We start from the raw sequence: 20,710 nt of genomic DNA, 5'->3' as shown, positions 1-20,710 counted from the left end.
TTATCATTATCGGGAGTTGATCAAATGGCAAAAAGACTGGTAATAAAAGATAAATATAAGGGAATCCTGTTCATAATCATGGCAGGGTTCTTTTTCTCACTGATGACCTTCTTCGTGAGACTGTCTGGAGATCTGCCAACTATGCAGAAGGCATTCTTTAGAAATGCAGTGGCCGCTGTTGTGGCCATTGCCATGCTCATGAGGACTGAGGAGAAATTCAAGATAAAGAAGAGCAGCTGGCCGGGAATCGCGGCGAGAAGCATATGTGGAACGACAGGACTTATCTGCAATTTTTATGCAATCGACAAGCTCAACATAGCGGATGCCAATATCCTCAACAAGCTTTCCCCGTTCTTTGCTATCATCGCATCATACTTTGTGTTGAAGGAACGGGCAAACCGAGTAGAGTGGGCATCTGTTGTGCTGGCTTTCGCTGGTGCATTGTTCGTTGTGAAGCCTTCGTTTCATATGGATTTTCTGTATGCCATGGTTGGTGTGGCAGGCGGCCTTGGGGCAGGAATAGCCTACACCTATGTGAGAAAGCTTGGAAAACAGGGGGAGCGCGGACCGGTCATAGTCATGTGTTTCTCTGTATTCTCATGTCTGGTGACGCTTCCATTTATCATATTGGACCACGCACCTATGACATGGCAGCAGATTGTGTGCCTGCTCTGTGCCGGACTTGCGGCGGCTGGTGGACAGTTCAGTATAACCGCAGCATACCAGAAGGCTCCAGCCAGGGAGATATCGGTATTTGACTACAGTCAGGTCATATTTGCGGCTATATTGGGATTTGTATTCCTGGATCAGATCCCTGACATGCTGAGCATTATAGGATATGTGATAATCATAGGAAGTGCAGTTTTCAAATGGTGGTACACCATGAGACAGGATCGCACTTAGCATGATCGGCAGGGCTGAGAGTGGCAGTGCCTTGTACAAATACTTGTAGAATAATTGATATATACAAAAAGACGGATGTCAGAAATGGAAAATGGGTAAAAGTTTCATTGTCTGATATCCGTCTTTTTTATAAAGTTATAAAGGAAGGTTTTAGGTGTTGTGACCGGACTTGTGAGGTATCCGGCCTCCCATCTATCTAAATTGGATTGTTGTTAGTTTGAGTGACGGCAGATACGCTGGTGCTGCCTGGGCATGTCGCACATCTGCTGTCCTCATCAATCTGTATATATAATAAGATGGTACTGTGTACATTCTGTGTATCGGATGTTAAAGAAATATGTTCATAAAAGAAATAATATATAAAGCGTAAATAAATGTTCTATAAATGGTAAAGCTTCTGAATATAGTGAGTATAAGGTTGTGGGTATAGTTGCTGACATGTTAAAATGAAACACACATATGATCATAATTGGTGGATATATCAGATGACAATATTGGATAGAGCAGCTTTATTATGGAATAGTAAGGGGGATTAATATATGGATAAAGAAAAGGTTATACAGGAGCTTCAGGAGAGAACAGAGGAGATAAAGGAAAAGGCCGGGGAGCTTCATAAGGCGATAGAGGAGACTATATCGCAGAAGAAGCAGATGCATTACACGGAACTGGGCGGTCAGGACGGGCAGCCGGATGTGCCGGTTAAGGAAGGATACGGTCTGGTGCTCGGTGGCGGTGGTGGCCGTGGCTCCTATGAGATCGGAGTGTGGAAGGCTCTTGAGGAGTACAGAGATGTGATTGATATAAAGGCGGTGTCAGGAAGCTCGGTCGGTGCGCTGAACGCGGCACTGTATGCGTGTGGTGATCTGGATAAGGCTACACAGATGTGGTACGACATAACCAACGACAGGATACTGTCCAACAAGGATATAGACGAGGACAACAGGAACAAATGGTTTGAGTCCATCAAGGAGAAGCTCACGACCATAGACAATCCAGTCATACAGAGTGCAATAGAGTGCATAGGACTGGATGCTGTGGCAAAAGGCATGAGGATAAAGGATGGCTTCTTCTCCAGAGAAGGACTTATGGACATACTGGAGAATTCACCAGTACTTGATGGTGTGTCGAACAGTGACATGAGCTGTTATGCTACATGTCTCAATGTGGAGGGCAAGCCTACTCCTGAGAGATTCCAGCTGTCAGGCATGGAACCGGAGGAGATAGAACGTATACTTCTTGCTTCTTCAGCCATACCGGTCATATTCCCTATGGAGACGATAGACAAGACAAAGTATTATGATGGAGGCTTCTTCCTTGGGGGAGATAATGTGCCAATACAGCCTCTCTATGATGAGGGCTACAGAAAATTTGTCGTGGTGCATCTCGATGAGAGGAAGACCGACAGATACGATGATGCAGAGATGATACATATATATCCGTCTATTCCTCTTGGTGGTGCCATAGATGGCATGCTTGACTTTTCGCCTGAAGGTGTTGAGAAGAGGATAACACAGGGATATGACGATGCAAAGGCGGTGCTTGTTGAGAAGTTTGGCCCAAGACTGTTCTTCACCCGCCATGGGCAGACCGTGTGGAATGTGGAAAACAAGATATGTGGAGCCTCGGATATTGAACTCACAGAGCTTGGACATCAGCAGGCGGAGCAGCTTGGTGAGATGATAAAGAATGGAGATTATCACATAGATGAGATCCTGTATTCGCCTCTGGTCAGGGCTTCGGAGACGGCAAGACATATATCCGAGATAACAGGAATTCCTATGAGAGCCGAGGAGAGACTCCGTGAGCAGTGTTTTGGCAAATACGAGGGAACAGCCAGAAACGGCGCTATATTCGCCAAGGCGAAGACGCATTTTCTGGATCACTATGAGGGCGGAGAGACCATGGTTCATCTGTGTCAGAGGGTGTACAATCTGTTAGATGAGCTTAAGGCTGAGTCGGAAGATTCCGGGAAGACATATCTTCTGGTTGCCCACAATGGAATATCAAGAATAGTACAGTCGTATTTCAATGATATGACAAATGAGGAATTCGCAGCATTTGGCATAAAGAACTGTGAGATAAGAGAATATAGATTCTGATCGCCACATGTGTGGAATCAGATGTAAAAAAGAGAAAACAGCAGGCAGATCAATATGATGTGAATGTGGTTTTCTCTTTTTTTCTGGGATATCCCCAAATGCTCCTGTAAATGTGTATAAAAGAATACTTGATATTATTTATCACTAATATAGTTGACACAGAGCCTACATATGTGTTAATAAATATATGAACATATAATCATGTGTTTAAATATTAACGTACGGCATGAGAGCTATGCGATGCGTTTATGGAGAATATAAAATGTGGAAAAGGAGAGAATCATGGGAGACAACAGTTTTTTGAAGATAAGTGGGATAAAGAAAAGCTTTGGTTCAGGGGATAACCGAACTGAGGTACTTAGAGGAATTGATTTTGAGGTCGCAAAGGGAGAGTTCTGTGTGCTGCTTGGCCCATCGGGGTCTGGCAAGTCAACTCTGCTCAATATCATAGGTGGGATCGACAGCCCGGATTCCGGTTATATCTCCATAGATGGAGAGAAGACAGGGGATATGGATGAGAAGACACTGACCAGATACAGGAGAAAGCATCTCGGTTATGTATTCCAGATGTATAATCTCATACCTAATCTCAATGTAAAGGAGAATGTGGAGGTTGGAGCATACCTTAGTGATAATCCTTTTGATGTTGATGATCTGTTAAAGACTCTGGGGCTTTATGAGCACAGACATAAGCTCCCAAATCAGCTGTCGGGTGGACAGCAGCAGAGGACCTCGATTGGAAGGGCAATCGTGAAGAATCCTGATATACTTCTCTGTGATGAGCCGACAGGTGCCCTTGACTACAACACTTCCAAGGAGATACTTAAGCTCATAGAGGATGTGAACCAGAAGTATGGCAACACAATAATCATGGTCACCCACAATGATGCCATCAAGAATATGGCGGACCGGACTGTGAAGCTCAGGGACGGCATGATAAGACGCAACATTGTAAATGAGAACAAGATATCCGCTGTAGAGCTTGACTGGTAATTGGGCAGACAGGGTAGATGTTCAATAGGAAAGGGGATCTGTTATGAGAAATCCATTGTGGAGAAGAATTCCAAAAGAACTGAAGGAAGAGCTTGGAAAATATATAGTCATATTCCTGTTCATGGTCATCACGACGGGAATGGTGTCGGGCTTCATGGTTGCAGGTGAGAGCATGAAGAAAACCTACGACAATACATTTGACAAATACAACGTGGAGGATGGACATTTTGATCTGTCGGATGAGGCGTCTGACAATATGAAGGGCAATATAGAGGATGAGGGCGTGAAGCTCTATGATATGTCGTATTATGAACTGCCTATGAGTAAGATCGGATCAGACTCTGATGGCAATAGTGGTAATGTGGAAGGCAATTCAGAGACAAAAGATGATACGGTGAATTCTGTAAATGATGCTGCAGATGATGGGGGAAGGACACTGAGGATATTCGCACCAAGACACGATGTAAATAAAATGTGACTGATGGATGGTGAATTTCCTGCAGGAACTGATGAGATCGCCATTGACAGAATGTATGCGGTGAACAACGATATAGAGATCGGTGATGATATAAAAGCGGGTGACAAGGTATACAGCGTGTGCGGATTTGTGGCACTCTCCGACTACAGTACCATGTTCCAGAACAACAATGACACCATGTTTGATGCCACGATATTCGGAATTGCGGTTGTGTCAAATGAGGAATTTGATGATCTTCCGGAGAAAAATAAGACCTGGTCGTATTCATGGATGTACGATGATGGAATGCCGGATGAGGAGAACGATGAGAAAAAGCTGGCGGATGACCTTCTTGAGATTGTGTATACACAGGCGGTCATGAACGGCATTATGGTGGAGAACTACATTCCAAGGTATCAGAACCAGGCGATCAACTTTGCAGGGGATGATATTGGCAGTGATACAAATATGATGAAATGGTTTGAATACATCGTCATAGTTATACTTGCATTTATATTTGCGGTAACCATCAGCAACACTCTGACAAAGGAAGCGTCGGTTATTGGAACATTGAGGGCTTCAGGATATACGAAGGGCGAGCTGCTTATTCACTACATATCACTTCCTGTCATAGTTACATTTATGGCATCAGTGGTGGGAAACGTGCTGGGCTATTCGGTGTTTAAGGATATGGGTGCGCAGCTTTACTATGGAAGCTATTCCCTCACTAAGTATGTGACGTATTGGAATGCCGATGCATTTGTGCTTACCACAGTCATACCTCTTATAATCATGATCGTTGTGAACCTGTTAGTGGTAAACAGCAAACTGAAGCTCTCACCACTGAGGTTCCTGAGACATGATCTCAGCAGATCAAAGAGAAAGAAGGCGGTGAAGCTGCCTCACTGGAAGTTCATGACAAGGTTCAAGACCCGTGTCATACTTCAGAACATTCCAGGATATGTGGTCATGCTTCTTGGAATTTACTTCGCACAGGTTCTTCTGATGTTCGGACTTATGTTGAATCCTATGCTGAAGCACTATCAGAATGACATATTGGATAATATGGTAGCTGACCATCAGTATGTTCTGGATTCACAGGTGGAGACGGCAAATAATAATGCGGAAACCTACTGTATGAAGACGCTAAGGACGACCGGAGATATAGATGATGAGATCATGGTGTATGGAATACACTCGGACAGTAAATATTTCCCGGTTAAGCTGGACGACGGAGATGTGCTGGTATCTGACAGCTACGCAGACAAATATGAGATAGTTGATGGCGACAAACTTGAGCTCAAGGAGAGCTATACTGATGACACATATGAGCTCAAGGTGACGGGTTCTGTGGTGTATCCGGCAGCCCTTGCGGTGTTCGTGACAGAGGGTGATTTCAGAAAAATATTTGACAAGGACGAGGATTACTTTACCGGCTATTTCTCGAATGACAAGCTGACCGATATAGAGGATCATGTAGTGTCAGAGATCACAAAGGATGACATGATAAAGGTGTCCAGACAGCTCACCAAGTCCATGGGAGGTATGTTCTACATAGTGGTTGTATTTTCACTTGTTATGTTCATGCTTCTCGTATATCTGCTCACAAAACTAATAGTGGAGAAGAACACGGTGTCCATATCCATGGTTAAGATACTGGGATATGACACAAAGGAGATCAGTAAGCTGTATCTGTCATCCACAACTGTCATGGTTGCGGTGGTGACGCTGCTCGATATACTGCTCAGTTACCTGTCGATCAAGGTGATATACAGGGCAATGCTGATAGATATGCTAAGCGGATGGATGCCGATATACATGGCACCATGGATATTCCCACTCATGTTCGTGCTCAGCTTTATCTGCTATCTGGTGATCTCACTGTTGCAGATGAAGAGGATAAAGAAGATTCCTATGGACGAGGCGCTCAAGAATGTGGAGTGATGTGTCAAGCTGTGTTCAGGTATTATGAAAAAAAGAGAAAATTTTGTGCTGTAAATCCCCCGAATCCCTGGAAAGGATACATGGATTAGAAGTCGTGTATCTTTTCAGTGGGAATCCGGGAGTTTGAGCACAAAATTTTCTTTTTTTTGCTATTTTGTGGGAAATGTTCCCAAAGCTGTCAGGTTGCCGACCCGGACAGGCTCATGCCAGCTAGATGGTTCCTGTGACGGTCACGGTTGCCGTTCCCGGTGTTGTGGTGATGACTCCCGTGGCTGTATTCTGCGTGAATGTTGCTGCTGGAACAGTGATCTGTCCGGCAACTGTTGCGAACTCGCCTGTTGCTTCATTGTAGGTGTAGCTGGCTGGCGCTGTCCATGCATTTCCATTGTATGTCACAGTGATTCCGGTGAGGATCGGATTGAAGGTATCTGTGATGATGACGTTGTCACTTGCGGATGCCTCGGTGTTGCCGTAGTTCTCTATAAGGAAGGTGTAAGTGATCTGACCATTCTCTGCAACTATGCTAGGACTCACAGACTTTGTGATGGCGAGATCGGGAGCTGCAACAGGGGAAACCGACTCAGTTGCAGTGACTGCGTTGGTAAGTCCTGCGCCGGTTACTGTAACAGTGTTGGTCACGGAATCCTCATTGCCTCTAGGTGTAAATTCATTTGTTGTTGTCTCATATATAATAGTAGCATTTCCGCCCGCTGGAACGGAGATTCCAGTGAGTGTCAGCGGAGCTGCAGCACCGACAGCCGGAGCGGCTACCAGAGTTCCATTGGTGTAGTATCTGATGGAATCCGGAATATATGTGAGAGGATATACTGTTGTATTTCCCACTGCATATGCTCCCAGATTATCTGTGAGAGACAGACCTGTGAGTGTGGTAGTTCCGGAATTGATGAGACTTATCACATACGTGATCTTATCCGGTGTTCGGTAGGTGTCCACCACAGCCGTCTTGGAGACTGTGAGGACTTCAATTATTTCTCCAGTTATGATATTGGAATTGGTGGATCCTCCGTTGTATGACAGAGTTGCCTGATTAGTGAATGTTGCCATTACTTTACCTCCGTATTGTGTTGTCAGAGGTTTATATACCTCTGATATAAAGTATGTGCTGTGGAGGCTTTGGGTTACAGATATTACTCACCATCTGCGGCACATTTATGTTATACTAAAAGATAACTATGTGGTTTAAAGAGCTGTTTTTATATACAGGAGGAATATAGGTGAGAAGGAAAAGGTGGTCGTACCTGATTGCCTGTGTGGTGCTGGCAGGTGGGCTGGCAGCGCCTGGCACATATACCAAGGTGTACGCGCAGGATTATGAAAATGTAGAATACGTAACCAGTGTGTCAGAGCTTAGAGATTCCATGGACGAAGCTGATGTGGTAAACTCGGCCGATGTGATGGATAGAGGAGCGGATGTCGACGCAGCGGCAATGTACAGCAGTGAGTCAGCCGACATATACAGTCTTCGCAGGATCATATTGTATACAGATGAAGTGCCGGAGACCTATGGCGCGACAACAGTCATCTGTTATGACAAATACGATTACTATGTGCTTGGCTACGATACCGAGGAAGCGACGAAACAGGCATACGAAAAGCTTCAGGAAGAGTATGAGCCTGACAAATGTATGCTTGATCAGGTCATATATTCAGAAGATGTGTTGGCGGATTTGGATTCAAATTCGTATGCTGCACAGCGGAACGTTGATGCCATGCTTGCCGCATCGGAGACATATAAGGCTGTAAGCTGGGGCACAAGGTACATGGGAATGGACAGGCTCAAGGCGGAGGTGTCAGAGTACAAGCTGGATGCTAAGGTAAATGTGGCGGTCATAGATACCGGAGTTAATTCCTCGGATACTCTGTTTGAAGGCAGGATAAATGAGGAAGGAAGTATGAACTGCTGCGAGGGCGAAGACCGGAGCGACTACGGAGACAACATGGGACATGGAAGTCATGTGGCGGGCATAATAGCGGATGCGACACCGGACAATGTCCAGCTCACGATCATCAAATGTTTCACAAGCCGGGGAGCAACCACAGTGTCAACGGTACAGCAGGGAATCATGGCTGCGCTTGACAGCGGTGCGGACGTGATCAATATGAGCTTCTGCTTCTATGGTAAAAATGCAAGTGACAACACCAGGTCGATGCTTGACGAATTGTTAAAAAGTGCAAAAGAAGATGGCGTCATCATGTGTGTGGCAGCAGGCAATACGAACAGCACTGTGAACAACTGGGAGATCAGCGACGTGGAAGGTGTGTCATATCCTGCGGACAGCAGCGATGTGATAACAGTGTCGGGGCTTATGCAGAAGGCTGGAACGGAGGAGACAGCAGACAGGATATCGACGGATGCGGTGAAATTTGACGATAGCTATTCTTACTATGGAAATGCTGTAGATTTTTCCGCTCCCGGAACGAAAATAACATCGGCGTGGAAGACCGGAACAAATCATGGGTTTTCCACTTCAGGAACATCCATGGCGGCTCCGCATATATCAGCGGCGGCGGCCTACGTGAAGCTGGCGGAGCCAGAGCTTGACAGTGACCAGTTGAAGAATAGACTTATCTCATATTCCGTGGATCTGGGAACAGCGGGAAAGGATAAATACTACGGTTACGGTTGTCCATACATGGCGGATTATTTTGCTAATACATTTGGCGGAAAACATCCGGAGACAAAGGTCGGAACCTGTGCGGTGGAAAGTCTTGGAAATGCGAAGGATGGACTGAGACTGTCGTGGACTTCGGCAGATAATGCAAGTGGGTATAAGATATACAGGAAAACTGCGACAAGCGCATACAAATGTATAGCTGAGATAAAAGGTTTAGGAGTCAGAACATACACTGACAAGACTGCGGCGGCTGGAATCAGATACAGATATGCGGTGAGGGGCGTGAACGGCACGGCCGAGGGACAGCCGGCGGCTACAAAGGCACTGGTCAGACTTACCCAGCCGAAGTACAACGTGAAGAATGCATATTCCGGCGTGAAGGTATCCTGGAACAAAGTAAAGGGCGCGAGTGGATACAAAATATACCGCAAGGCACCGGGGCAGAACGGATGGAAGCAGTACAAGGTGCTGGCAGCGGGAACGCTCACATTTGTCGATAAGAATGTGACTAATTACAGAAACTATACATACACGGTCAAGGCGTTCAAGGGTACTTCTGCAAGCTCGTATGATACTGCGGGGGTCAGGTTGTACAGGATGCCGGGATGCAAGGCGAAAACGGTCAGATCAAATTCCAGAAAGACGATGGATGTAACATGGAACAAGGTCAGGTATGTCAGCGGGTATCAGATCCAGTACAGTACATCGTCGAAATTTGACAGATATAAGGTGGCAACGATAAATAAGTCCACAAAACTCAGACGCAGGATAAGCTCTCTGTTCTCAGGAAAATATTATTATGTGAGGATGAGAACCTACAGAAGAGTTGGCGGCAAGACCATTCATGGCGGCTGGAGCAGTGTACAGCGCATAAAGGTAAAATAGTGAAAGGCAGATAAGATGGCAGAAAATAAGGATTTGGAAGGATACAAGATCTCCACGATGGAGGATGAAGAGGATTATTTTGACAATGTGGAGATGGAGCTCGACTACAGCATCAGTATAACTGAGGGTTCCATGGAGCTTGGAAAGGACAATATAAAGGAACAGAAGAAGTACATGCGTGACAGCCATGGAGACATGGACGACGAGGAGTTCCTGCAGAACATGCAGTCGGTGAACAATGATGAGGCGTTCCTCAGAAGAGCTGCGAAGCGCCTGGAGGTGTATGAGCACCAGAAGAAGGTGCCGTACTTTGGCAAATTTGTATTCAAATATAAAGATGACGAAGAGTATCTCACGGTATATGTGGGTATGAGCGGTTATCAGTCAGATATGAATGGGCAGCAGCTTGTGTACGACTGGAGAGCACCTGTATCCTCTATGTATTATGCTTATGAAAAGGGACCGGCATCCTACAATGTCCATGTGGATGACATGGAAGATGACGAGTTTTCTGGAGACATAGTGGAGAAGAAACAGTTTCTGGTGTCAAATGGCAGACTTAAAGACGCGGTGGATACTGACTCCAACATCAACGACGCCATATTGCTGGAGGCCCTTGGCGGCAACAGTGGTGTGAAGATGAAAAATGTGGTGGCTACCATACAGAAGGAGCAGGATGCGATCATAAGAAACCGCACGGCGTATAACCTTATAGTGGACGGCCGCGCCGGAAGCGGCAAGACGGTCATAGCCATGCATAGACTGGCGTGGCTGTTGTACAATTACAAGACACTTGAGAGTGACAATGTCATGATACTGTCTCCAAACAGTATATTTGGTGATTATATATCAGAGGTTCTCCCGGAGCTCGAGGAGAACAGTGTGCCTGAGAAGGAATTTGACAGTCTGCTTGAGGAGCTTCTTTTCATAGAGGAGGAATATGAGAGCAAGCTGGATCAGTCGGAGTTCATTATAGACAGCGGCGATCAGGACAACCAGAGGATGAGAAATATCAAGGTCAAGTCGTCCATCTCTTTCTACGACAGTTTCAATGAGTATCTGGACAGGTATGTGTCAGGTATAAAGTTCAGAAATTTCCACTATCAGAAGGTGGAGTATACAGGCGAGGATATAGCTGCCATGTTCAATGGAAGATTTGCAAGAAAACCTGTGTATGAGAGATTCGAGAACATAGCATACTTCATAGTAGACAGGGTGGAGGATAATTCACCAAAGGAGTTCCCGGACGAGAAGAAGCGTAATCTGGCAAGGCAGATACAGAAGCAGATGGTAAATTTATTTGCAGAGAGGAATCTGGTTGAGTTGTATGTTGGATTCCTGGCGGAGATGGAGAAGAAATATCCGGGTATATCGGAGTACAGAAATGAATATGGAAAGATATGCTATGAGGATATCCTTCCTATACTTTACTTGCAGGTGTATTTCTACGGATGTCATTCCTACAACAATATCAAGCACCTCGTCATAGATGAGATGCAGGATTACAATATATTCCAGTATGCGGTGATAGACAGGGTGTTTGGCTGCAAGAAGACTATCCTCGGCGACAGGTATCAGGTGCTCTTCTATGATCCTGAGGAGACTGTTGTGGATGTTCTGACGAAGATATTTGCAAAGAGGAACGGACAGGGCGGCTATGAGCTCAAGGAGCTGTTCGCGTCGTACAGATCCACGGCGGAGATCACCGAGTTCTGCAACGGCATACTTGGCGGAGAGGGCGTAGGCGGCAACACTGTGGAGAGACACGGCAGGGTGCCTGAGGAGATACAGTGTGAGTCACTGGATGAAGCTGTGGAGTTCATAAATGACAAGCTGAGCTACGGAGACATGGACGCCTACGACAACATAGCTATCCTGACAAATGACGAGGCTGATGCCTACGAAGTGTACAAGCAGCTTTCGGAGTACACCGAGGTGACGCTCATCACCAATCAGTCGGTTGTCTATGCGGGCGGTGTGGTCGTACTTCCAAAGTTCCTTGCAAAGGGAATGGAGTTCGATGCAGTGTACGTCATGACGGACGGAACCTACGACGGAAGCATGGTCACAAGACATGCGCACTATATAGCCTGTACGAGAGCACTCCATGAGCTGTATGTGCTTGATGTGGAGCAGCCATAGGAGTGATACAAAGACAGAAATATTATATCTAGAAATATTTTTCGGGAAAATCGCGATTCCAACTGAACATATATGATGTACTATACGGCATTTCCGCTTTGGGAGATGCCGTATTTTTTATTGTTGCTATATGGCAGATGGTACGCCTGAGCAGAAATGTAATTGTGAGTGTCAGAACTCTGTAAATTATTCGCCAGCTAATAATTGAGATTTGTGTTGATTGTGCAAAAATTATACATAAATAGAGATAACGCATTTTTATTGTTGCAATATCTACAAAGAAATGTTATTATTAAGGAAACGGGGAAACTAAAAATAGTTTCTGAGTTTCCTGAGCGGGAAGTATGTACAGGAAGCTGACAGACACGGATGGACAGGAGGGAGTTATGGACGGAGAAGCACAGCAGCAGCTTAAATTGAGGATATATGAGGCGACCATAGAGGAGTTCCGGGAGAAAGGGTTCAAATTCACCATGGACGATATGGCAAGGCGACTTGGAGTGAGCAAGAAAACCATATATCAGGTCGTCAGGGACAAGGAATCATTGTTCTTTGACACGGCGACATATATATACGAGCAGATCAAGAGAAGTGAGCAGGCGGTCATGGATGACGACCGCCTGACCACTGTGGAGAAGATAAAGGCGATACTCATAGCCATGCCGGACAGCTACAGCGAGCTGGACTGGAGGCAGATATACCAGTTGGAGAATTCATATCCACGGATATTTGCCCGGGTGAGAGTAATGATGGAGCAGCAGTGGGATAATACCATAGAGCTTCTGAAGCGCGGAATTGCCGAGGGTGTTATAAGGAATATTCCGATTCCGGTCATCAAGACGATGTTCGAGGCCACGCTTGAGAAATATATGGAGACTACAGTCCTGATAGATGCAGGACTTACATTTGACGAGGCGGTGCAGTATACACTGGATGTGCTTATGAATGGTATATCCTGTAAGGAGTAGAAACGGCTATGAATGAAGGGATTATCTGGAATAGGGCCCCGCGACCGGTTCAATTCACCGGGGTGAGATGGGTGGTATATATAAAAGACAGGAGGGTGTGCTATGGGCAAGAGATCTGAGGTTATATTTGGCAACAGGATGAGCGGTCAGGTCGTCAAAAAGGCGGAGAACTCCAAAGAGAGATTTGTAAAAAGATTCGGTGATGACAGTGACGTGGATTATCCTCTTGCAGTTGTGAAGAATCCGTATATTGGGGATTCACTTGGGGTTTCAAATATTGTGATCGACGGCGGAGTCAGTGATGATGCGGATGCCGGTGAACGTGAGGCGTTTGACAGGGACAAAGGAATCATAGTTGGCAATATCAGGATGGGATTCGGACACTACAGGATATCCATGGCGATAGCATCAGCGGCCAATCATCTGGGATACAAGCCGTACTGGATGGATCTCAATTCCTACAGTGAGACCACTGGAGGAAAGGTCATAGAGGCGCAGAACAAGCTCTATTCCCTGGGATCCAGGATCTCTGGAAAGAGTAAGGCTTTCAACAAGGCGGTGTGGGAGCCTATGAATTATGAGGGCTTCAGGAAGCTGTCATACAATGCCTCAGATCAGATGAATGCGGAGCTCATGACACCGGTGTTTAGGAATGTTCCAAAGGATATCCCACTTGTGGCTACACATGTGTGGCCGGCTCAGGCAGCAGTCCACGCAGGAATGAAGCATGTGGTGAACGCCATTCCGGACAACTGGCCTATGGCGCTCCACCTTGCGGAGGGAAGCCTTCATACGGTGCAGACCAGATCGTCATATCTAGGATACAGGACACTGAACGGCATGCAGGGCGACGAGGTGCTTAAGCCTATGCCCGGCGATTCAATCAGATACGTTGGACACTATATAGACCATGAGCTGGTGGCAGCCATAGAGGAGGACTGCGACAGGAGAATAGAGAGAAGAAAGAAAAAGGCACCGATGCGTTTCCTTCTCACCATAGGAGGTGCCGGAGCACAGAAGGATATATTTGCAGCTATCATCAGGACGGCGCTTGCCAGCGTGAAGAAGGGCAACATGGTCCTGTATGTAAATGTGGGCGACTACATGAATGTGTGGGAAGAGCTGGTGAGAGAGATACCCGCCATGGAGAGCCTTGTCACTACACATTTCGATGACTGGAGCGACACCACAGCATTTGCGGATAAGGCTCTTAAGGAAGAGGTGTACGGAATACACGCATTTTGCCATGAGAATATATATGAGGCTGTGTACTGCACCAACCTTCTCATGAGAAGCTGTGATGTACTCATAACGAAGCCGTCTGAGCTGGCCTTTTATCCAGTTCCAAAGCTGTTCATCAAGAGAGTTGGCGGGCATGAGCAGTGGGGGGCGATACACTCGGCGGAGATCGGAGATGGAACACTGGAGTGCCGTGATATACCGCACACTCTACAGATGATGAAGCTGTTCATGCAGGATGACAGCATACTCACAGATATGTGTGAGAACATAAAGCGGAACAAACTGGATGGAATATACGACGGAGCGTATGAGGTCGTAAAACTGGCGATGGATATGAAGAACTGAGAATGGAGGGTTACATTATGTATAAGGTAAAGAAGAAAGAGACATTTATACCATCATCAAATGGCAAGGACAAGCTGCACGTTATCGTGTGGGAGCCACAGGGCGAGGTGCGGGCGATACTTCAGATATCCCATGGAATGATAGAGCTGATAGACAGGTACGACGAATTTGCGAGATATCTTGCTGCGAAAGGCTTCGTAGTTGCAGGAAATGATCATCTGGGACATGGGCTTACGGCGGCAAATATGGATGAACTTGGATATATGAATGCCTACGATGCGAGCAAGGCAATAGTCGCGGATCTTCATAGAGTCACTAGAAGTCTGAAGAAGGCATACAAAGGAGTACCGTTCTTCCTGATGGGACACTCTATGGGTTCATTTATGGCGAGACGATACATGAGTGACTACGGCTGGGATCCAAAATATCCGTCACCTTACACGGAGGGCTCAAGTGTGGACGGCTTTATCTGCATGGGAACTGGAAGCATGCCTGAGTATATGCTGCAGATCGGAAGACTTGTGTTGGAGCTTGAGAAGAGTCAGCACGGCGAGAGATACAGAAGTACCCTCATGGAAGTGTTGGCATTTGGAACATACAACAGGGGTATCCCGAAGACCACTATCGTGGACGGTGAGGTGAGAAAGAGGACGAATAAAGACTGGGTGAGCCGTGACCCGAAGCGCGTGGATGCATATGTGGATGATCCGCTGTGCCAGTTCTCATTTACCCTGAAGGGCTACGAGACGCTGTTCAATACACTCCACTATATACAGGAGGATAGGAACATAGCGAAAATACCGAAGAATGTGCCGGTTCTGTTTGTGTCCGGTGACAGGGATCCTGTTGGACATTACGGCAGGGATGTTCTGAAGCTCTACGAGTTATACCACAAGAGAGTTTCGCACAATGTGGCATGCTATCTGTATGAGGACTGCAGACACGAGATACTGAATGAGCTGTGCAGGGATAAGGTATTTGACGATATTGACAAGTGGCTTGAGACAAGGCTTGCAGATATAAAAGGTTAGGCCTTTAAGGAGGTTGTATATGGGAGAAAATTCACAGGATAATACACAGAATGGCGCACCTACGGGCGGCCTTCAGAAAAAGACAAAGATAGCCTACGGAGTAGGGGCCGTGGGAAAAGACATGGTGTATATGCTGGTAGCCAGCTATATACTGTACTACTATAATTCTGTGCTTGGCGTCAGCTCAGTGTTCATAGGAACAGTGCTGATGGCGGCGAGAGTGTTTGATGCATTTAACGATCCTATCATGGGTATCGTGGTGGCAAAGACCAGAAGCAGATGGGGAAGGTTCAGACCGTGGATATTCTCGGGAACTGTGCTGAACGCGGTGGTTCTCTATGCTATGTTCGCCGTGCCGGAAAGCATGGGAGCTGGTGGTATGAAGGTGTTCCTGACAGTGACATATTTCCTGTGGGGAATCACATACACGCTGATGGACATTCCGTACTGGTCCATGATCCCGGCCATCACTGAGCCGGGCAAGGAGAGGGAGAATCTGTCTGCACTTGCAAGATCCTGCGCGGGCGTGGGTTCTGCCATCCCTACTGTACTTACTATGATAGTAGTTCCGGCCATCAGCGGCGCAGCCCTGGCGGCGGACAAGCTGAAGATCACGGATTACCGCATCGGCTTCAAGTGGTGGGCTCTTCTGGTTGCAGTGGTGTTCGTCATCTCGGAGGCCATTTGCGTGGCAAATGTAAAGGAGAAGGGTGACACAGTAGTGGAGTCCCATGGCATAGGTGAGATGTTCCATTCGCTGGTGACAAATGACCAGGCTCTGGCGGTGGTCATAACCATCGTGCTCGTAAACTCTGCACTCTATATAACAAGCAACCTGCTCATATATTTCTTCACATATGACATAGGAAGTGAGAGCGGATATGCGCTGTTCTCCGCATTTGGCGGCGGTGCGCAGATACTTGCTATGATGCTGTTCCCGCTCTTTAGAAAGAAGATGTCCAAGAGAAAGCTGTTTGTACATTCGGTGGTATATGAAATCGTCGGATATGTGATGCTGCTTGCCTGCAGCCTTGCCGGTGTTACCCGTATGACGGTGGGCGGAGTGCATTGTTGGTACGTTCTGTTCATCCCGGGACTTCTGGTATTTGCGGGAAGCGGACTTCTAAATGTGCTGATAACTGTGTGTCTTGCCGACAGCATAGACTACGGAGAGTACAAGAATGGGCAGAGAGATGAGAGTGTCATATGCTCCATGCAGACATTTGTAGTAAAGCTTGCATCGGGAGTTGCAGTGTTCTTTGCCGGACTTGCGATCAAATGGGTCGGACTTATCCAGCCGGCAGATGGAACATCGGAAGTCATAGAGCAGAGCACAGGAACTCTCATGGGACTTTCCATGATGATGACAGTCGTTCCGATAGTCCTTCTCATCATAGGACTTGTATTCTTCATCAGGAAATACAAGCTGACCGAGGAGAGGATGCAGGAGATCATGACGAAACTTAGATAGGAGGAACCGCTATGATCAGATATATAGAAGAACATCAGGTATTCATACTGGAGACAAAGTCGACGCAGTATGCCATGTGCGTGCGCCCGGATGGACACCTTGAGCACCTGTACTACGGTGGCAGGAGTCTGGACTGCGGAGATCAGAATATTGTGGGACTTTGGGATGTGGCACACGACCGCAGCCTGTTCGAGACCGGCAATGCCATAGCGCTGGATGGTGGACTTACCTTAGAAAGTCTGCTACAGGAACTGTCGTCAACCGGCAAGGGGGATGTCAGCGAACCATTTGTCTGTATGACCCATGCAAATGGCAGTACGACCTGCGACTTTGTGTACGAATCATACGAGATAAAAAACGGCAGGGATGAGCTTGAAGGACTTCCGTGTGCGGTGGAATATCATAGGGGGACAGATGGCAGATTCAACACAGTAAATGAGCAGCAAGGCACAGAAGTGGGAAGCGGTGTGGCTGGTGGATTGCAGAGCATACAAGCATATGAGCGACAGAATACAGCGGGCGAGGTAACACAGCTCACAATAACCCTCCGGGACAAATTCTACAGACAGAAGCTTGAGCTAATATATGTCACATGGGATGACTGCGACGTGATAACCAGAAGTGCCCGCCTGACAAATGAAAGTGATGACGTGGAGCGGGTGGACAGACTTATGTCCATGCAGTTTGATATGAGAATGTATCAGGAATATGACATGATACATTTCGGAGGAGCCTGGGCGAGGGAAATGCACAGATCGGTGCACCCTGTAAGGCAGGGAAGAGTGTCTGTTTCATCGTCGACCGGAACTTCGGGCAGCAGGGCCAATCCGTTCTTCATGGTGGTTGAGCACGGCAGTTCAGAGGAACACGGTGAGTGTTACGGCTTCAATCTCATATATTCAGGAGACCATATGGAGAGCTGTGAACAGAATTCATATGGACGTATGCGTATACTCAGCGGCATCAATCCGGAAGGATTTTCATTTGCGCTTGAGCCGGGACAGTCATTCCAGTCGCCGGAGGCGGTCATGACATATTCAGATTCAGGATTTGGCGGTGTCAGCAGTCATATGCATGCATTTGTCAGAAGACATATAGTCAGAGGCCACTGGGCGGACCGGGAGAGGCCTGTTCTGCTGAATAGCTGGGAGGCCGCATACTTTGATATAAATGAGAAGAAGCTGCTGAAGCTTGCAAAAGAGGCAAAGAAGTGCGGCATAGAGCTGTTCGTCATGGATGACGGCTGGTTCGGACACAGAGACAATGACACATCCTCACTTGGAGACTGGCAGGAGAACCGGAGCAAGCTTCCGGGTGGAGTAAAGCAGCTTGCTGACAAGATAAATGCACTTGGACTTGACTTTGGTATATGGGTCGAGCCGGAGATGGTGAACGAGGACAGTGATCTCTACAGGACTCATCCGGAGTGGGCAGTCAGAGTGCCGGGACAGAGTCATGCCGAGGGGCGTCATCAGATGCTGCTGGATCTCACCAACAAGGACGTGAGAGATCATATAGTGGAAGCCATGGCAAATGTGTTCTCATCTGCGAATATCTCGTACGTGAAGTGGGATATGAACAGGATCATGTCTGACAGGTACAGCCAGACGCTGCCGTCTGACAGGCAGGGCGAATTTGGACACAGGTATGTGCTGGGACTCTACGATATCATGGGAAGGATTACTAAGCGTTTCCCTGAGATTCTGTTTGAGGGATGTGCTGCCGGTGGCAACAGATTTGATCTCGGCATACTGTGCTATATGCCGCAGATATGGGCAAGTGATGACACGGATGCCAAGGAGAGGCTTGAGATACAGACGGGTTACAGCTATGGCTACCCTATGTCGGTAGTCAGCAGTCACGTGTCGGGCTGTCCGAATCACCAGACACTCAGAGTTACTCCTCTTGAGACGAGATTCGGAGTGGCGGCATTTGGCGTGCTGGGCTATGAGTGCAACCTGTGTGACATGAAGAAGAAAGATCTTGATGCCATAAAGGATCAGGTGGAGTTCTACAAGAAACACAGGCACACACTTCAGTTCGGAGAATATCACAGGATTGAGAATGGTTCGGTGTCAGATCTCAGGAGAAATGTATACCAGTTCATGGTGGTTTCCCAGGATGGCTCCGAGGCGGTGTCCTGTTATTATGAGGGGCAGGTGATACCGAATTACACTTACAAGCATATGCGGACTAAGGGACTTGACGAGAATGCAGTTTATGTCATGGAGGGCAGAAGCCTGCAGTACAGCGTAAAGCTCATGGGAGATCTCATCAACACTGTTACGCCGGTGCATGTGAAACCTGATTCCCTGACCCAGAGTGCGATAGACAAGGTGGTAAAGCTTCAGGGCGAGAAGGAATATGTAAAGGCGTCCGGTGCAGTGTTTAACCGCGTTGGGGTGAACCTTGCTCCGAACTTTGCGGGAACTGGCTACAACGACCAGACCGCTCTCTGGACAGAGCATGGACTGAGGTTATATACCTTCACCAGACAGTGATATATATGATCACATGCAAATGCTCATACATGGAATTGAATCACAGGAAAAACTTACATTATAAAAATAGTGGAAATAATATATGGAATGTGTTATCTTACTCTTATAGAGAACTGTTCCTAATAGAAAATTATAAATACCAGAAGGAGGACTATACAATGAGTGAGAAGCGTAACACATGGCAGAAGCAGGTCATATATTCTGTTATAAAGGAGCTCAAGACTCATCCTACAGTCCAGAGTCTGATAGATGAACTGGAAAAGAGAGGATATAAGATAGGCAAATCAACTGTGTACAGGGTGCTCTCTGATGCGGTTGATGAGGGAATTGTCATGAATGTGTATTCAGGGGACAAGATGGAGCATTTTGATGGCAATACCGAGAATCACTATCACATACGCTGCAAGGTATGTGATAGGATATTTGACAGTGAGCTTCCATATCAGGATTCCATCACACAGATGGGCGTGGAGGCGGACAGCGATTTCGTCATACTGTCACACAACCTGGAATTCATCGGGATATGTCCATCCTGTAAGGACAGCCTGAAAAGTCTGTGATGGGGAAATGCAAAAGACCGGTACACATAAACGCATATTGTATGCGGTGTATGTGTACCGGCCTTTTTGTATGTGCAGGCAATGCCAAGAGCCTGTATCTTATCTGCTCTGTCAGTCTCTCTTTTTCTGTGAAATGATATTTGCAGATTTTATTTCCTTCTTTATAAATTCAGGAATCGCGGAATTGCCTTTCTGGTCAGATTCAGGTGTGTCCGGCTGCGCCTCAACTGTATGTGAGTTTACACTTATAGGATCCACGCGTGGATTGCTGATAAATGTCTTGTTGGCCGAAGGCTTTACAACTGTCATTCCGAGGATGGACTTCTTGTTGCGAAACTCTCTTTCCTCCTCTGGTGTGCGCTCAGGGGCGGCATCCACCAGATTGCCGTCTCCGAAAAGGTCTATCTCAAAGCTGCTGTCATTTTCCTCCTGCTCATCATCCGTATCGTCATCCAGCGCATCTGTAATTATCGGTTCTGCGTGGATGGAAGTATCCGTATCGTCGTCTGCAAATGCACTGTCGAGATCAGGAT

Annotated in this window: 14 protein-coding genes and 2 pseudogenes; 14 read left to right on the top strand and 2 right to left on the bottom strand. The window is 46.9% G+C overall.

The genetic code is table 11. The features are described 5' to 3' along the window. The first annotated feature begins 24 nt into the window (after positions 1-24). The 6 genes and pseudogenes from ABUA34_RS07785 (at position 25) to ABUA34_RS07760 (ending at position 6,396) form a co-directional block, all read left to right on the top strand. Positions 25-903 carry a DMT family transporter gene (locus ABUA34_RS07785; protein WP_015533681.1) on the top strand — a complete coding sequence of 293 codons (879 nt, stop codon included), beginning with the start codon at positions 25-27 and terminating at the stop codon, positions 901-903. A gap of 539 nt (positions 904-1,442) precedes the next feature. Continuing rightward, positions 1,443-2,237 (top strand): annotated as a pseudogene (locus ABUA34_RS07780) (patatin-like phospholipase family protein); the annotation flags it as partial. Positions 2,238-2,438: 201 nt separating this feature from the next. After that, a complete protein-coding gene (locus ABUA34_RS07775; RefSeq protein ID WP_349823118.1) occupies positions 2,439-3,002 on the top strand; it encodes a histidine phosphatase family protein in 564 nt (187 codons plus the stop codon). 282 nt (positions 3,003-3,284) lie between these two features. Continuing rightward, positions 3,285-3,995 (top strand): ABC transporter ATP-binding protein, encoded by a 711-nt coding sequence (locus tag ABUA34_RS07770; RefSeq protein WP_238051902.1) that lies wholly within the window; start codon positions 3,285-3,287, stop codon positions 3,993-3,995. A 43-nt stretch (positions 3,996-4,038) separates the two neighbouring features. Continuing rightward, complete coding sequence (locus ABUA34_RS07765) at positions 4,039-4,473, top strand: hypothetical protein (protein ID WP_349823115.1); 435 nt, start codon at positions 4,039-4,041, stop codon at positions 4,471-4,473. A gap of 3 nt (positions 4,474-4,476) precedes the next feature. Beyond that, complete coding sequence (locus ABUA34_RS07760) at positions 4,477-6,396, top strand: FtsX-like permease family protein (RefSeq protein WP_349823114.1); 1,920 nt, start codon at positions 4,477-4,479, stop codon at positions 6,394-6,396. A gap of 210 nt (positions 6,397-6,606) precedes the next feature. Here ABUA34_RS07760 and ABUA34_RS07755 read toward each other — a convergent pair whose 3' ends face one another. Further along, positions 6,607-7,461 (bottom strand): hypothetical protein, encoded by an 855-nt coding sequence (locus ABUA34_RS07755; protein WP_118649756.1) that lies wholly within the window; start codon positions 7,459-7,461, stop codon positions 6,607-6,609. Between the two features lie 170 nt (positions 7,462-7,631). Between ABUA34_RS07755 and ABUA34_RS07750 the strand changes: the two genes are divergently transcribed. From ABUA34_RS07750 to ABUA34_RS07715, 8 genes are all read left to right on the top strand, one after another. Further along, entirely contained in the window at positions 7,632-9,917 is a 2,286-nt protein-coding gene (locus ABUA34_RS07750) for a S8 family serine peptidase (protein ID WP_349823113.1), read from the top strand. A 15-nt stretch (positions 9,918-9,932) separates the two neighbouring features. Next, positions 9,933-12,059, top strand: coding sequence for a HelD family protein (locus tag ABUA34_RS07745; protein ID WP_161172081.1), 2,127 nt, complete (start codon positions 9,933-9,935; stop codon positions 12,057-12,059). A gap of 386 nt (positions 12,060-12,445) precedes the next feature. Continuing rightward, entirely contained in the window at positions 12,446-13,027 is a 582-nt protein-coding gene (locus ABUA34_RS07740) for a TetR/AcrR family transcriptional regulator (protein ID WP_070097486.1), read from the top strand. 102 nt (positions 13,028-13,129) lie between these two features. Then, positions 13,130-14,614 (top strand): DUF6937 domain-containing protein, encoded by a 1,485-nt coding sequence (locus ABUA34_RS07735; protein WP_161172080.1) that lies wholly within the window; start codon positions 13,130-13,132, stop codon positions 14,612-14,614. A gap of 17 nt (positions 14,615-14,631) precedes the next feature. Then, on the top strand, positions 14,632-15,645 hold the full coding sequence (locus ABUA34_RS07730) for an alpha/beta fold hydrolase (RefSeq protein WP_015533688.1): 1,014 nt from the start codon (positions 14,632-14,634) through the stop codon (positions 15,643-15,645). A 19-nt stretch (positions 15,646-15,664) separates the two neighbouring features. Continuing rightward, complete coding sequence (locus ABUA34_RS07725; protein WP_349823112.1) at positions 15,665-17,116, top strand: glycoside-pentoside-hexuronide (GPH):cation symporter; 1,452 nt, start codon at positions 15,665-15,667, stop codon at positions 17,114-17,116. Between the two features lie 11 nt (positions 17,117-17,127). Beyond that, positions 17,128-19,617: an alpha-galactosidase gene (locus ABUA34_RS07720; protein ID WP_349823111.1), complete on the top strand. Its 2,490-nt coding sequence runs from the start codon at positions 17,128-17,130 to the stop codon at positions 19,615-19,617. A 158-nt stretch (positions 19,618-19,775) separates the two neighbouring features. Continuing rightward, entirely contained in the window at positions 19,776-20,177 is a 402-nt protein-coding gene (locus ABUA34_RS07715) for a Fur family transcriptional regulator (protein WP_015533691.1), read from the top strand. Positions 20,178-20,288: 111 nt separating this feature from the next. On the opposite strand, the pseudogene ABUA34_RS07710 reads toward ABUA34_RS07715, so the two are convergent. Next, positions 20,289-20,710, bottom strand: a pseudogene (locus ABUA34_RS07710) (asparaginase); the annotation flags it as partial.

This window comes from Coprococcus sp. RTP21428st1_C9_RTP21428_210409, from assembly GCF_040227395.1.
GTDB classification, from domain to species: domain Bacteria; phylum Bacillota; class Clostridia; order Lachnospirales; family Lachnospiraceae; genus Coprococcus; species Coprococcus aceti.
Note: the sequence above shows the minus strand (reverse complement) of the source record. Positions and strands in the feature narration are given on the sequence as shown.